The organism is uncultured Draconibacterium sp., from assembly GCF_913063105.1.
Taxonomy (GTDB): domain Bacteria; phylum Bacteroidota; class Bacteroidia; order Bacteroidales; family Prolixibacteraceae; genus Draconibacterium.
Genome location: NZ_CAJXYQ010000036.1, coordinates 1 through 14,567, shown reverse-complemented (window position 1 = coordinate 14,567; position 14,567 = coordinate 1). Strand labels below are relative to the sequence as shown.

The 14,567-nt window shown below is 39.6% G+C and carries 13 protein-coding genes; 9 read left to right on the top strand and 4 right to left on the bottom strand.

From position 1 onward, the window contains the following. The coding region (locus QZ574_RS19230) for a hypothetical protein (protein ID WP_297092595.1) at positions 1-500 on the top strand (500 nt) is incomplete at its 5' end. A 5-nt stretch (positions 501-505) separates the two neighbouring features. Here the strand turns inward: QZ574_RS19230 and rimO are convergent. Beyond that, the gene (gene rimO / locus QZ574_RS19225) at positions 506-1,801 is read right to left on the bottom strand and encodes a 30S ribosomal protein S12 methylthiotransferase RimO (RefSeq protein WP_297092593.1); all 1,296 of its coding nucleotides are present in this window, start codon (positions 1,799-1,801) and stop codon (positions 506-508) included. A 195-nt stretch (positions 1,802-1,996) separates the two neighbouring features. Here rimO and QZ574_RS19220 point away from each other — a divergent pair, with 195 nt between their 5' ends. Both QZ574_RS19220 and QZ574_RS19215 read left to right on the top strand, forming a co-directional pair. Continuing rightward, a complete protein-coding gene (locus QZ574_RS19220) occupies positions 1,997-2,533 on the top strand; it encodes a DUF2975 domain-containing protein (protein WP_297092592.1) in 537 nt (178 codons plus the stop codon). Between the two features lie 3 nt (positions 2,534-2,536). Continuing rightward, positions 2,537-2,743 (top strand): helix-turn-helix transcriptional regulator, encoded by a 207-nt coding sequence (locus QZ574_RS19215; RefSeq protein ID WP_297092590.1) that lies wholly within the window; start codon positions 2,537-2,539, stop codon positions 2,741-2,743. 62 nt (positions 2,744-2,805) lie between these two features. On the opposite strand, the gene QZ574_RS19210 is transcribed toward QZ574_RS19215, so the two are convergent. Next, positions 2,806-3,609: a creatininase family protein gene (locus tag QZ574_RS19210; RefSeq protein ID WP_297092588.1), complete on the bottom strand. Its 804-nt coding sequence runs from the start codon at positions 3,607-3,609 to the stop codon at positions 2,806-2,808. A 164-nt stretch (positions 3,610-3,773) separates the two neighbouring features. Between QZ574_RS19210 and QZ574_RS19205 the strand changes: the two genes are divergently transcribed. The 5 genes from QZ574_RS19205 (at position 3,774) to QZ574_RS19185 (ending at position 10,447) form a co-directional block, all read left to right on the top strand. Next, positions 3,774-5,060 carry a hypothetical protein gene (locus QZ574_RS19205; RefSeq protein WP_297092586.1) on the top strand — a complete coding sequence of 429 codons (1,287 nt, stop codon included), beginning with the start codon at positions 3,774-3,776 and terminating at the stop codon, positions 5,058-5,060. Then, positions 5,017-5,934, top strand: coding sequence for an HAD family hydrolase (locus QZ574_RS19200; protein ID WP_297092584.1), 918 nt, complete (start codon positions 5,017-5,019; stop codon positions 5,932-5,934). Before QZ574_RS19205 ends, QZ574_RS19200 begins: the two co-directional genes overlap by 44 nt. A 40-nt stretch (positions 5,935-5,974) precedes the next feature. Continuing rightward, positions 5,975-7,426 carry a hypothetical protein gene (locus tag QZ574_RS19195; RefSeq protein ID WP_297092582.1) on the top strand — a complete coding sequence of 484 codons (1,452 nt, stop codon included), beginning with the start codon at positions 5,975-5,977 and terminating at the stop codon, positions 7,424-7,426. Between the two features lie 111 nt (positions 7,427-7,537). Further along, positions 7,538-8,755 carry a hypothetical protein gene (locus tag QZ574_RS19190; RefSeq protein ID WP_297092580.1) on the top strand — a complete coding sequence of 406 codons (1,218 nt, stop codon included), beginning with the start codon at positions 7,538-7,540 and terminating at the stop codon, positions 8,753-8,755. 12 nt (positions 8,756-8,767) lie between these two features. Then, positions 8,768-10,447 (top strand): alpha-amylase family glycosyl hydrolase, encoded by a 1,680-nt coding sequence (locus QZ574_RS19185; protein WP_297092578.1) that lies wholly within the window; start codon positions 8,768-8,770, stop codon positions 10,445-10,447. 110 nt (positions 10,448-10,557) lie between these two features. Here the strand turns inward: QZ574_RS19185 and QZ574_RS19180 are convergent, their stop codons facing one another. Next, a complete protein-coding gene (locus QZ574_RS19180; protein ID WP_297092576.1) occupies positions 10,558-12,243 on the bottom strand; it encodes a M20/M25/M40 family metallo-hydrolase in 1,686 nt (561 codons plus the stop codon). Positions 12,244-12,689: 446 nt separating this feature from the next. On the opposite strand from QZ574_RS19180, the gene QZ574_RS19175 reads away from it, so the two are divergent. Next, on the top strand, positions 12,690-13,376 hold the full coding sequence (locus QZ574_RS19175) for a hypothetical protein (RefSeq protein ID WP_297092574.1): 687 nt from the start codon (positions 12,690-12,692) through the stop codon (positions 13,374-13,376). A 78-nt stretch (positions 13,377-13,454) separates the two neighbouring features. Here the strand turns inward: QZ574_RS19175 and QZ574_RS19170 are convergent. Then, positions 13,455-14,567, bottom strand: a 1,113-nt coding sequence (locus QZ574_RS19170; RefSeq protein WP_297092572.1) for a hypothetical protein, incomplete at its 5' end; no start/stop codon positions are given.

Genomic DNA, 14,567 nt, shown 5'->3' with positions numbered 1-14,567 from the left:
AGGTTGCAAATACCTTTGAGCGGATTAGTATGACAGAAACCAAGGAGTGGCTACCATTGTACTATGCGTCGTACTCAATGATCGTGATAAGCTACTTCGATCAGGACCTTAACAAGAGAGATGCATACCTGGATAAAGCGCAACAATTTTTGGATAAGGCACTTAAAATTGCGCCTGACGAATCGGAATTGTATTCGCTTGAGGCATTTCTTATTCCTTCGCGAATTACGGTAGATCCGATGACAAGAGGAATGGAATACATGCCTAAAATGAATGCAGCAATCGACAAAGCAATTGCACTAAATCCGGATAATCCGAGAAGCTATTATTTGCGTGCTATTACACTTTTTAATATGCCCGAACAATTTGGAGGTGGAGCTGATGCTGCCCGTCCTCATTTTGAAACGGCAAAAGAGAAATTCGATACTTTCGAACCGGAATCGCCGCTTCATCCGAACTGGGGAAAAGAAATAAATGAAATGGAGATGCAGAAACTGTAAATTGTTTATATCAGTTCTCCGTATAAGTCATAATCTTCGGCACCTGTTATTTTCACTTTAACAATGGTGCCGTTTTTTAATTCTTCATCGGTAGTAATATAAACTTCCCCGTCAACCTCGGGCGAATCAAATTCGGTACGTCCAACATAGTAATCGCTCTCTTCACGGTCGATTATCACATCAAACTCCTTCCCCACTTTTTGCTGGTTGAGTTCAGCAGAAATGTATTGTTGCAGTTCCATGATTTCGTCGGCACGTGCTTGTTTTACATCGTCGGGCAAATTATCTTCAAATTTACTGGCGGCATATGTGCCATCTTCGTTCGAATACGGGAAAACACCCAGTCGGCCAAATTTTTGCTCCTGCACAAATTCTCTTAACTCGTTATAATCTTCCTCCGTTTCGCCCGGGAAACCTACCAACATCGTTGTGCGGATTACTACTCCCGGCACTTCTTCTTTAATTTTTGCAATTAATGCTTCAGTTTCTTCGCGGGTTACATGGCGCAACATATTTTTTAGCACCCGGTTTGATATATGCTGTAAGGGCATATCGAGGTATTTACAAACTTTAGGGTTTTCGCGCATTACCGGCAGAATCTCCATCGGAAATTTCGTAGGATACAAATAATGTAAGCGAATCCATTCAATACCTTCTACCTCCGACACTTTGGTAATTAACTCTGCCAATTGATTTTTGCCGTACAAATCAATTCCGTAATACGAAAGATCCTGCGCAATCAGCAACAATTCTTTCACACCTTTTTTGGCCAGGTAGCGGGTTTCCTTTACCAAACTGTCGATGGTGCGCGATTTATGGCGGCCCGTCATTTTAGGAATGGCACAAAACGAGCACGAGCGGTTACAGCCTTCCGAAATTTTCAGATAAGCAAAATGCGAGGGTGTGGTAATTTTACGCTCGTAAATATATTCAGGTGCATAGGTAACTTTTAGCTCTTCCACCATGGCTTTCATATCAAACTTACCAAAGTATTTGTCTACTTCAGGAAGTTCTTCTTCCAGCTCGTTATGGTAACGCTCCGAGAGACAGCCCATTACGTAAAGTTTATCAATTTCACCACGTTTTTTCGCCTCGGCATAATCCAGAATCATATCAATCGATTCCTGCTTGGCATCATGAATAAAACCACAAGTGTTTACAAAAACTGCATCAAAATTGGTTTCGTTTGAATCGTGCAACACTTCAAATTTCCCCTTCTCCAGCTGGTTCAGCAAAACCTCCGAATCAACCAGGTTTTTCGAACATCCCATGGTTACCACATTTACCCTTTTCTTCGCCATAACTTTAATCCTTTCTATTTCAGGCTGCAAAGTAAAGATAAATTTGTCTGAATTAAGAAAGTAAGCAAATTAACTATTAAAATATAATAATCCTTCATTCAGGTTCAAACTACACGAATTTACTATTTTCAATATATATTTATTGTTTTTCAATAATTTTTTATTTATTTTCGTTTGAAATCTAAATAGATAAAAATGAAAAATAAGAGAAAAACCCAAACAGAACAGGTTCTGATTTTTATGAAAGTAATTGCCTGGATAGCCTTTTTTAGTTTTGTTGTAGCAGCTGGAGTTCTGGTATTTTCCTATTTTTCAAGTTTACGGAATCCGGAAAGCGCAAAAAATATTCACGAAGGCCTTAATTTGTTTCAGTTGCGACAAGAAAATTTCAATCTATATTCGGTTTTAATGGCTGCCCAATTTATTATGAACCTATTAAAGGCCGTAGTATGGTGGATGGTTGTTAAGCTCATTAATAAATTAAAAATTTCAAATCCGTTTACCGGAATAGTTGCCTATAAGCTGGCTCAGATAAGCTACACTTTGTTTGCCGTGTGGATTTTTGCAGTTACTGCCGGTGGTTTTATTGCCTGGCTGGGCGATAAAGCCGGCAACCTGAATGATTCCTGGAATCACGGACAATATTTGTTTATGGCCTGTTTGGTTTTTATTATTTACCAGATTTTCAAGCGAGGTATAGAAATACAGTCTGAAAACGATTTAACCGTTTAAGCTATGCCAATAATTGTAAACCTTGATGTAATGATGGCGCGACGCAAAATGTCGCTCAACGAACTATCGGAGAAAGTAAACATTACACTGGCCAACCTTTCCATACTAAAAACAGGCAAAGCCAAAGCGGTACGATTTAGTACGCTGGAAGCGGTTTGCGAAGCCTTGGATTGCCAACCCGGTGATTTACTGGAATTTGTAAAAGAATAAGAAATTAAAAATTTTCATAAAGCAAGGATTCCACCTCTTTAAAAAGATGGCATCCCTGTATTCTACTGTTTCGTCTTTAACGGATCGGCAGCTTCCTTAAAGAATTGCTCTTGCAAGGCAGGTACAACCCTATCTGCTTTTACCAATTGAATCATTTCAACCAGTTGGCGAACGGTTTCATTTACCAATAGCTCGCCTGCCTCGGCATTGGCTGCCGATGCCTCGCCGCCATAATGATTCGGATAACTGGCATACCACCAAATTCCGGTATAAACATATTTCAATTCTTTTATGCGCTGCTGGTTTTTACCCGACTGCTGTGTCGCCCGGTCCAAATGCACCACATCGGGTTCAGCTGTCAGCATCGACGATGTTTCGCGGGTACCGCCATGGGCATCATTTTTATCTTCATGCGTTAGTTCCACAAATTTTTTCATCACTTCCGCATTACTTTCGGGGCGAAACCAGTACAAGCTGTAATCTCTTGGCTCTGCTAACTGTGCCATTCCAAAATAATTCAAAAAAGCATTGTTTCCGCCATGGCCGTTTACGATAATTATTTTTTCGAAACCGTTGTGATGCAGTTCATCCAACGTTTCCTGTAACATTTTCCAAATCAGTTCGGGCGAATACGAAATAGTTCCCAGCTGATGACGTGCTTCGTTTATCTGGCTAAAATAGTACCACGGAAATACTACTGTATATTCTTGTTCGGCAGCCCGAAGCGAATATTCGCGAACCAGGTCTAAGTCGGTACCCAGGTGCAGATGTGCCCCGTGCTTTTCCATCACTCCAATTTGAATAATACAGGTTTTCGAACTTTTTTCAAGTGCCTCGATAAAATCAGGGGCTGTTAACTCTTCCACGCGAAAAGATAAATCCTGTGCCTGCCCCAAAAAAGCAGATGTGGGCCAAAAAAATTGTCAGATTTTTTCTCATGGATTTTAGGTTTTAGTTAAACTTTCTATAAAACTAGAATCCTGGAAGTTATTTAACAACGATTTTCTATTTTTATAGGCAAACTTAGAATATGCCGGTTGTAATTGCACATAGTCATTTAAATCCCGGGGGAGTAACCCGGATTATCGAATCACAAATCGATAGCCTCGCCAACGAAGAGGTAAAAGTACTGGTAGGCGCCTGTCCTAATCCTGAAATAATAACTTCAAGAAATGCAGAACTTCATGTTTTTAGCGACTTAAATTACCTGGAACGTAAAAAATATACCGAACAGGAGGCTAAAGATATGCTGCATAAAGTTCATCGGGAAATAAGAGAGCACCTGACTTCTGAAACGGTTTTACATTTCCATAATTTAAACCTGGGAAAAAACCCCATAGTTACTTACGCCGTTTATTTGCTTGCAAAAGAAGGAGTAAAAGTTTTTAACCACGCGCACGATTTTGCCGAAGACCGCCCGAGCAATTATTCCTTTTTAGAAGAAATCATTCATGATATTTTTCTGCAAGATGTTAACCAGATACTTTATCCAAAACTGTCGAACTACCATTACGGTGTGCTCAACTCGTTTGATTTTGAACGATTGAAAGAACTGGGAGAAGAAGAAGAGCGCATAGAATGGCTGCCCAACCCGGTTACGTTTAATGCCTCGGAAAATATACCAGATAAAGCGGCGGCCAAGCAAGAAATTTGTGCGCAATTGCAATTAAATCAGGAAAAACTACTGGTAAGCTATCCGGTGCGCGTTATACAGCGAAAAAATATTGGCGAATTTATACTCTTATCAATTTTATTCCGCCACCGTGCAAATTTTGCCGTAACTCAACCGCCTCAAAATCCGGTAGAAATTGAGATGTATAAACAATGGACAAATTTTTGTGAACAGAACGATGTCGACATTGTTTTTGAAGCCGGGACAAAGGTAAATTTCGAAAAACTTTTACGAGGAAGTGACTTCTGTATTACCACAAGTTATAAAGAAGGCTTTGGAATGGTATACCTGGAACCCTGGTTGCTTGACACGCCAGTGGTAGGGCGCGATATCGATTTCATTACCAGAGACTTTAAAAACGATGGTTTTGTTTTTCCAACACTTTACTATAAACTGCACATACCTGGCATTAAAACCGATTTTAAAGACCTGAACCTGAAAATGCAAATGGAAATTATTCAGGGGGTATTGAGTGGAAAGATAGAAAAACAAAAACTTTTTGAACAAAATCCGATTTTAAATACTTTGTTTAGTGATGTCAAGTCTCACATCATCGATAAAAACAAAACAATTATCAAAAACAACTATTCTTTAAAAGGGTATGGAATTAAACTTCAGGAACGATATAAAAAAATGGTTGGATAGTACCGAAAAACTGGATCCCATTCCTACCACTTTTTGCCCGAATCTAAAAACAGATTCAAACGAAAAAATAAAAGCTGTTATTTTCGATATTTACGGCACCTTACTTATTTCCTCTTCAGGAGACATTGACCAGGCATCGTTAAACACCGAAAATATGCGCACCGCAATGGAGGCCGGTGGTTTCGATTTGTCGGCTTGCAAGGAAGATACCTGTAATTTTCTGCTCAATCAGTTACAGGAACAGGTAAAAAAGCAACACCAAGAACTAAAAGCACAAGGGCACCCCTACCCCGATGTTGACATTTTTAAAGTTTGGCAGAGAATGTTTGAAGCAGCCCAAAACAAAGGTTTTTTTAAACTAAGTGGCAACGAATCGAGGGCTGACACCATTATGGTTTTCGAGCTATTAAGTAACCGGGTGTATCCCATGCCGGGAATGAAAGAGGTGCTGCTTGAAATAAAAAAAATGGGACTTCCGATTGGAATCGTTTCCAATGCACAATTTTATACACCCATTATTATGAATTATTTTCTCACCGGAGAGTTCAGCACCAAACAACACATTGAAATGTTTCATGAAGATCTCTCGGTGTATTCCTTTAATGAGTTAAGGGCCAAACCCGACACCGCTTTATTCGACAAATTTATTCCGGTGTTGAACAGCAAATACAACATCGAGCCATCAGAAACAATTTTTGTTGGTAACGATATGCTAAAAGATGTATATACCGCTTCCAAAGCAGGATTACGAACTGTATTGTTTGCAGGCGACGAACGCTCGTTACGTCTGCGGGAGAACGACGACCGTGTAAAAGGCCTGTTCCCCGATTTTATAATAAACGATTTAAAACAGCTGTTAAATATTCTGGCTTAGGCTTAAGCCGGAAAAGTAATAACACTTTAAAATGATATAGATGAATCTTAACGAATTACATATAGGTATCATCCACTCGCTTATTGGCAAGAATGATGGGGTTTCAATTGTCATCGACCAATCGGTTGAGGCCATGTCGCAGCATCTGAACATAAACATTGGCAACTTTTTCTTTTTAGCGGCCCACTCTTCGCCACGTTTTAATGCACAAACCAATGATGTGTTTTGGCATAAAAGTGAAGCCCACAAAAGTATTCTTAATAATTTCAATAATCCGGATGCTGAAGGACTGGATGAAATGATTCATGAAAATGCCCTGTATGCCAAACAAGTTATCAAAGATTGGGTGGAAGAAAATGACATCGATTTGATTATCGCACACAATACTTCGCATCCGTACAACTTTATAACAGCTGTTGGGTTGGGCTATTACATTGAAGAGCTGCGTGCCGAGGGCATTATCTGGCCCAAACTTATGGTGTGGTGGCACGATTCTTATTTTGAACGCGCTATTTTTGCTCATCCAAATAAAGTAATTCAGAAATACCTGAAATACTTACCAGGAGTAACCTATGTAAACTCTATTGCTTTTATTAATAAGCAGCAAATTGATTTGGGGAAACGACTTTTTGAAGAGCATAACAGCACCAAGCTCGAAAAATTTTTCAAGCTCCGAACAACAGTTGTACCAAATACCACCGAAATTCCGTGGAAATGGGAACATTTACCTACAGAAACAAATGAGTTGCTTTGCCCGGAGCAGGACAATTACAACGACTCGTTTATGAAAGACATTGGTCTTGAAAAACAAGTTGAAAGCCGTGGATTTACCATGGACGATACAGTAATTCTACTGCAACATACCCGTGTGGTTCCACGCAAAAAAATTGAACTGGCTATTGATTTGGCTTTTGAACTGGAGAAAAAATTCAGAAGTAATAGAAAAATTAAATGTCTGGCGGTAATTGTGAGTGGACACTCGGGCGATGAGCAAAACCAGTACTTAAACAATTTATACACGCATTATACCGAGCTGTGCAAAGCCAACCCCGACAGTAATGTTGTTTTAATTTTTGGCGAACACAACATTCTTTCGCACCGCGATATTATTGTCGATAAGAAATTTTACAAGTTTGCCGAAGTACCTTCCATAGTGGCGGCCCATGGCGGAATAGGAACCTATTTCAGCGATGTGGAAGGGTTTGGGAACAACCTGCTCGAAATGATGTCGTTTGCCTTACCCGCGGTAATAAACAAATACGATGTTTACAAAGAAGAAATTGAACATTATGGCTTCGACCTTCCGGCAATCGATGGCGGCGGAATTACTCCCGACCTGGTAGATGCAGCCTATCAACTGCTTACCGACATCCCTTACCGAAATACAATAGTTAAGCACAATCTGCAGGTATTAAAAGAAAAACTGGATCATAAGATTATTGCCGAAAAGCTGGAGCCAATTATAAAAAGTATGTATATGCGCGAACTTTAGGGCAACAGGCAATACCTTACTATTAAGTTAAGGCAGATAAACAACAGCGCAAGAAAGAATAATATACCAAAGGTTTGTTTATTTTTATAAAGAAACACAAAAACGAATAAGATGGGAGATTTTTATCAAAATGGATTTGTAGCAACGCTGCATAATTTACGTGCCAGACCTTATGAAGAACTGGAGCAAAAACTTGAAAAGTTTAGTGAAAAAAGACCCATTGGATTAATTATCCCTTCCTTATATTCAGAGCTGTCGCGCCAGGCATTAAAAGATATTGTTTCCATTTTAAAAGAGATACCTTACATTGATGAAATTGTAATAGGGTTAGATAGAGCCGACGATTACCAGTATAAAAATGCGCTGGAATTTTTTGCAGAATTACCGCAGCATCACCGCGTTTTATGGAACGATGGCCCGCGCATGCAGGAATTTAAACGCAAGTTGGCCTCCAAAAACATTGATACTTCAGTGCCGGGTAAAGGACGGAATGTATGGTTCTGTTTTGGCTATATGATTGCATCAGCACGTTCGGAGGCAATTGCCTTGCACGATGCAGATATCGTAACTTATAATCGTGAGATGCTGGCACGACTGGTTTACCCGGTTGCCGACCCTTCTTTTAACTTCAAATATTGTAAAGGGTATTATTTCAGAACTGATGAGGAGAAGCTACATGGCCGTGCCGTTCGTTTACTCGTTACCCCACTCTTAAGAACCTTAAAAAAATTACTCGGACATCATACCTACCTGGAATATCTTGATAGTTTCCGCTACCCGCTGGCCGGAGAATTTTCGATGCGTGCTGATGTGATTAAAACCATTCGTATTCCATATGACTGGGGACTTGAAATTGGTATTTTAAACGAAGTGGAACGAAACAACTCGTTTAACCGGATTTGCCAGGTTGAAATTGCCGACCGTTACGATCATAAACACCAGTCGCTTTCGGCCGAAGATGCCGAAAAAGGATTATCAAAAATGAGTCGCGATGTTTCCAGAGCTATTTTTGGAAAACTTGCTACTGACGGAATTACCCTCACACCGGAATTCTTTCGTACATTAAAAGCAACATATTATCGTATTGCTTTGGAATTTGTAGATTTATACAAAGCTGATGCAGCAATGAATGGTCTTTCATACGATTTCCATAAAGAAGAAGAAGTGATCGATCTTTTTGTAAAGAATGTCTATCAATCAGGAATTGATTATTTGAATAATCCTGACAATGTACCACTTATGCCGAGTTGGAAAAGAGTTAGAAGTGCTTTTCCCAATATTCTTGAAGAATTTTACGATATAGTAGAAGCTGATAACAATATTCTTTAAAAACAGAAAAATATGCTTAATCCCAATACTTCTTTCATAAAAAAAATTGAGAGCAGATTAAAGTTTATCTATAAAGAAAACTACAACAAATCTATTCTCGCCGATTTAATTCACATTATTTCCTCGTATCAGATTACGTCGAAATCGGGAAATAAGTGGAACGAAAAAGATATTGTACTAATTACCTATGGCGATAGTATTATAACGGATGATGAAGCTCCATTACAAACTTTACATCAGTTTTTAAATACCAACCTGAACGAACAGTTATCGGTGGTACACATCTTGCCATTTTTCCCTTTTAGCAGCGACGATGGTTTCTCTGTTATTGATTTTAGGGAAGTAAACCCCGACCTGGGTGACTGGGAGGACGTTGAACAGCTGGCAGGCGACTATGATTTGATGGCCGACTTGGTAATCAATCATGCTTCGAGCAAAAGTCAGTGGTTTAAAAACTTCCTGAAACAACACGGAAAAGGAAAAGACTATTTTATTGTTGAAGATCCGTCGAAGGATTTATCGCAGGTAACACGGCCACGCAGTACACCACTTTTAACTGCCTACGAAACCCCAAAGGGAACCAAACATGTTTGGACGACCTTTAGTGCCGACCAGGTTGATCTGAATTTTTCAAATCCGGAACTGCTGGTGGAAATGATGGATATTTTGTTAACATACATCGACAAAGGCTCGCGTATCATTCGCCTTGATGCCATTGCATTTTTATGGAAAGTAGTTGGAACAACCTGCTTACATCTTCCTGAAACTCATGAAGTGGTAAAACTGATGCGCGATGTGGCAGAGTTTATAAATCCAAATGCGATTATCCTCACCGAAACCAATGTGCCCAACAAAGAAAATCTGAGCTATTTTGGTGATGGCGACGAAGCACATATGGTTTACCAGTTTAGCCTCCCTCCTCTTTTATTGCATGCTTTACACACAGGCAATTCACATTTTCTGACAACATGGGCACAGAGCCTGCCGCAATTGGATGGAGATAAAACTTTCTTCAATTTTACAGCCTCTCACGATGGAATTGGAGTGCGTCCGTTGGAAGGACTTTTGCCCGAAGAAGAAAAAGGTGCTCTGGTGGAAAATATGAAAGGGTTTGGCGGCATGGTCAATTATAAATCAAATCCTGATGGTAGCCAGAGTCCATACGAACTTAATATCACTTATTTTGATGCATTAAAGGGAACAAATAAGGGCGAAGACGAGTTTCAGGTCGAACGTTTTCTGGCTTCGCAAACAGTTATGATGAGTATGGCTGGTGTTCCGGCCTTTTATATTCACAGCCTTACGGCTACACCAAACTACCTCGAAGGTGTTGCCCAAACAAATCACAACCGCACCATCAACCGACGGAAATGGAAGTTAAATGAGCTAAATGAGGTCTTGAATTCAGCTACACCGCAACGGAAGGTTTTCACCGAATTGCAAAAACGCATATTGCTTCGGAAGGAACAAGTTGCTTTCCATCCCAATTCAAAACAGGAAATACTGGATATTGGCCAGCAATTTTTTGCATTAAAACGAAAAGCAACAGGACAAACAATTACGGTAATAGTAAACATGACCGATGAAGTTCAAACGCTCGACTTTCCGGCAACTTCCAAGTTCGACTTAATTTCAAACTCCGAATTTAAATCAAAAGAGTTAAAGCCTTATCAATGCTTGTGGTTGATTTAATTGCATATTATATTTGAAAAACATAAAAACACGAAAAAGTCAAAATATTCGTGTAATAAAAAAGGCTTTCATGAAACTGAAAGCCTTTTTTATTCTGCAACCTGTCTGCATTATTTCTCCTTGGTTTCCGGATCAACACTTGTAATTTTCCACTCATCGCTGTTGGCAAACTTCCACGTATTAAGAAAACCGAGCTTGATTATATTCTCCATTTTCTCCCAGTTAATCTTACTGAGCTCATCCGATGGCTGGTGGTAATCGGGATGCATAGCTGCCATAAAATAAAAAATCGGAATTCCTTCTTTTGCAAAAGGTGCATGGTCGCTACCTCCCCTGGGATTCTCCGACGGACGCAAGGAAAGATCAAGATTAATGTCAAAATTTTCAATATTTTTTGTTGTTGTTTCAGCAATGTCTTTGTTGGCTTTGGTATAAACCATATGTGCCTGATTTTCAAGCGTATCGTTTTTAGGGTTGCGGGCAATCATGTCATAATTCAAGTTCAGCACTACATTTAAATTCTCCTCTTTTGCGTTGCGAACAAAGTATCTCGAGCCAAACAGTCCTTTTTCTTCGCCTGTCCATGCGGCAAAAACCACCGATTTTTCCGGTTTTTTACCGGTAGCCATAAAAGCTTTGGCAATAGTCATTACACCTACCGTTCCAGAAGCATTATCATCGGCCCCATTGTAGATTACTCCATCCCATTTTCCTAAATGGTCATAATGTCCTCCAACAACAATAAATTCATCCTTGTTTTCGCCTTCAATATAGCCTAACACATTTCGGGCATTTACAATTTTTGAATTTACAGTTGTTTTAAAAGCCAGTGATTTTCCGCTTAGCACCTGCGATGCCGGTTCCAGATGGTTAGCCACCTTTTCTTCAAAGGCAATTAAATCAACCCCAGTTCCTTCAAGAATTTGATTAGCCACCCTGTCTGACACCGAGAAAGTAGCCACATTGGCATCGAGTTCTTTTTCGGGTAGCGACATTCGGTTATTGTAATATGGGTTTGGTTTTTTATCATCTTCATTAAAGCCACCGTTGTTCGTATAAATATCATTCTGTGCCCAACTCATCATGGGCTTACTACCAGGACTCACCTGAATGATGGCAAGTGCTCCGGCTTCTTTTAAACGTTCGGATTTATCGCGCTCCATGTAATAAGCCGCATAACGCCCTTCAGGTTTAAATTTCTCATAGCCCACCGAGGCCGTATCGTTATGACCAGGATAACCTCTTAAAATCACAACAATTTTTCCCTGAACATCAAGTTTCTTTAAATCGTCGTAGCCACTTTCCTTATCGGCAAAACCATAACCGGCAAAAACAAGAGGAGCCTGTGCTTTCTGCCCAACCGTTCCTGTACGCACATAGAAATCGGTTTTATATGCAAAATTCATGGAGCTTTCGCTTCCCGGCTTGCTGCTAACTACCGATAAAACCTGCTCCTCTCCCGGTTCGTACTCAATAAGGCTAAAATTCTGAAAATAAGTTCTGTATTTTTCGGGCCGAACACCCTCCATCCGCTGTGCCCTCGAAGGCTGCGTATAGCTTTCGTCGCCAAATGGCTGAATACCATAGGTTTTAAACATGGCAGCAATATAATCAGCAGCTATATATGCCCCTTTGGTTCCCACCGCACGACCTTCAGTCCAATCGGAGGCCAAAAACTCCAGTTGCCCTTTTATTGCCTGTTCATTTATAGCATTCAGGCCTTTTTCAATTTCAGTTTGGGCATAAATCAAATGCCCTGTACAAAACAGAATTAATAGTAACGCAATTTTTCTCATGTGTATTTTTATATGTAAAATTATAGTTTGTAATTCTTGTATTTGTGGCTCCTTTTCATTTCTTTCATCAGCGCCAGAAAATAGGTGTACAAATGGCTGTAAAAATTACAACTTATCTGATAAAAATTAATAAAAAGCAGCAAAATTATAACGGTTTGCAATATAATTTCAACACCACCTGTTTTTCATTGCTGTTAATACTGTCTCTCTTTATGTCTTTTTTACCTTCATTTTAAACATTTGTCAACTAACGATAGATTAAAAACTTGCGTCATTCGGAATTAAGTTTTACCTCAAAAAAATGGTATTTCAACAAAAATTGACGTAAATTTATAGGTAAAGCCACCGTTCTTTGAGCTATAAAAGAAGGAAATAGAATACAACAAGTTTCTATTCCTTTGTTTTTACAGGTATTAAAATTAATCAGTTCTTTAAAATTTACCAGGATGAAAAAAACTACCCATTTAAGCGGAATTATTATCAAACACGAGAAACTGATTCAAATCACACTAAATACTCCCGAGAACATCTACATTGCAGAAGCTACAAATCCGTATGCCAACTATTACGGAAGAACCCCGCGTAAAGCCACACCCAATTCGATCTTTTTATTTACCAAACGTTTTCATTTTCTGGAAGAAATTATGAATATGGCTGTAGGTATTGAAAAATGCTTATTGGAACGCATAAACATTGCCAGTGCCCTTATTGAATCGGGTGGTAAACAATTTGCAGCCATTCGGATTAAAAACTTCCCCGATTACAGCCAGCTGATTAAGCTGCAAAAATGCTTAACTGCCCAGGGCATTATATTCCTGGATAAAGTCACCCTTGAAGAAGAGGTAAAAGCAATTATTAACAAACATTTTGTATTGACCGAGTTGGAAGAACAGTTCTATATCGACCAGCTTGAAGACCACAAAGGATACTTTATTACCGATCAGCCATTATCAAGTTCTGCATTTGAGAAAAAAATTAAACAGATTAGAAATAACGGTAACTGCCGACTTTTTGATGCCGTACAGGGTAAAACTATTATCGACGGAAAAATACATGAACTAATACGCATTTTTTCAGAGAAAATTGACATTGAACTCCTGAAATGTTTAAGAACCGAATTTTACAGGTTGTAGAGAAAAGAACCATTAAAAGAAAAGCCCGGTACGTTTTATTTTACCGGGCTTTTAAATGTACCAAATATTTTTCTTCAATTAGCGGAGATCCTCCAACTCCTTCAGTTTTTCTTTTACTTCAACATCATCCGATCGCAACTCCAGTGCCTTGCGGTACCAGAAACGGGCAACACTATAGTTTTGAGCATCAAAAGCCTGTGTAGCCGTTGTTTTATATTTTTCAAATTGTTGTTGACTCTGGCCCGCAACACGTTCGGCAACGCGCCGCTGAATTTCGCGTAATTGTTCTTTGGGGTAATCTTCATCCGATTTTTGCGACAACGCCTGGTTGTACCATCCTCTGGCTACCGCCAGCTCGTTATTTCGCAGGTTCTCATCTGCCAAATCAATAAAACGTTGATATTCCCGATCACGTTCGCTCAACATTAATCCTCCTAAAATTTGGTTAATCTCGTCAATGCGTTGTGGCGGATAAGCTTCCTCAGGTTTTAAATCTTTTGCCTTAAAATACCAGGCACGTGAAACATTATATTGCTTCACATCAAAGAAAGCGTCTGCTTTTTTAATAATCTCATCATAAAGGACATTTAAGCCCGATTCTTCCAATATGCGTTGCTCATCCAGTTCTTCCTGCATTTGTGCAATTTGTTCGCGTCTGTTTTGTAAATCTGCCGCAGCTTGCTGTTCGGCAGCTACACGTCGACGTTCATTTTCGCGTATTTCGTCAATTTTCATAATTTGCGAACGCGGGTATTGCTCATCAGGTTTTACACCTAAAGCAATTTCATACTGTAAACGAGCATCGTCATAAGCCTGCGTTCTAAAATGTCCATCAGCTATCACAATCACATTCCTGTACTTTTCATCAATCGCTTGTTGGGCAAGAATTTCATCAATCTCGCTGATTTTATCTTTAGGATATTGCTCATCCGTTTTTAAAGCCGATGCTTCAAGATAATTGTCTTTCGCCGCACCGTAACTGTTTGCATTGAAGAATCTATCAGCCTGCATAATCAAACTGGCATATTTTCTATCAAGTTCGGCCTGGGCGGCTGCGGCGGCGGCCATTTCCCTTACAATTCTATCAATCTCATCGATACGCTGCTGCGGATAGCTTTCTTCGGGTTTGATATCCAAAGCCGTGCGGTATTCGTTGCGCGAGTTTTCGTAGGCTTCGGTATTGAATAACTC

What these genes read in the sequence shown, in the direction of transcription:
- QZ574_RS19205 (WP_297092586.1), top strand. Translation starts at nt 3,774, where the DNA reads ATGCCGGTTGTAATTGCACATAGTCATTTAAATCCCGGGGGAGTAACC.
- QZ574_RS19215 (WP_297092590.1), top strand. Translation starts at nt 2,537, where the DNA reads ATGCCAATAATTGTAAACCTTGATGTAATGATGGCGCGACGCAAAATG.
- QZ574_RS19220 (WP_297092592.1), top strand. Translation starts at nt 1,997, where the DNA reads ATGAAAAATAAGAGAAAAACCCAAACAGAACAGGTTCTGATTTTTATG.
- QZ574_RS19200 (WP_297092584.1), top strand. Translation starts at nt 5,017, where the DNA reads ATGGAATTAAACTTCAGGAACGATATAAAAAAATGGTTGGATAGTACC.
- QZ574_RS19180 (WP_297092576.1), bottom strand. Translation starts at nt 12,243, where the DNA reads ATGAGAAAAATTGCGTTACTATTAATTCTGTTTTGTACAGGGCATTTG.
- QZ574_RS19195 (WP_297092582.1), top strand. Translation starts at nt 5,975, where the DNA reads ATGAATCTTAACGAATTACATATAGGTATCATCCACTCGCTTATTGGC.
- QZ574_RS19175 (WP_297092574.1), top strand. Translation starts at nt 12,690, where the DNA reads ATGAAAAAAACTACCCATTTAAGCGGAATTATTATCAAACACGAGAAA.
- QZ574_RS19185 (WP_297092578.1), top strand. Translation starts at nt 8,768, where the DNA reads ATGCTTAATCCCAATACTTCTTTCATAAAAAAAATTGAGAGCAGATTA.
- rimO (WP_297092593.1), bottom strand. Translation starts at nt 1,801, where the DNA reads ATGGCGAAGAAAAGGGTAAATGTGGTAACCATGGGATGTTCGAAAAAC.
- QZ574_RS19190 (WP_297092580.1), top strand. Translation starts at nt 7,538, where the DNA reads ATGGGAGATTTTTATCAAAATGGATTTGTAGCAACGCTGCATAATTTA.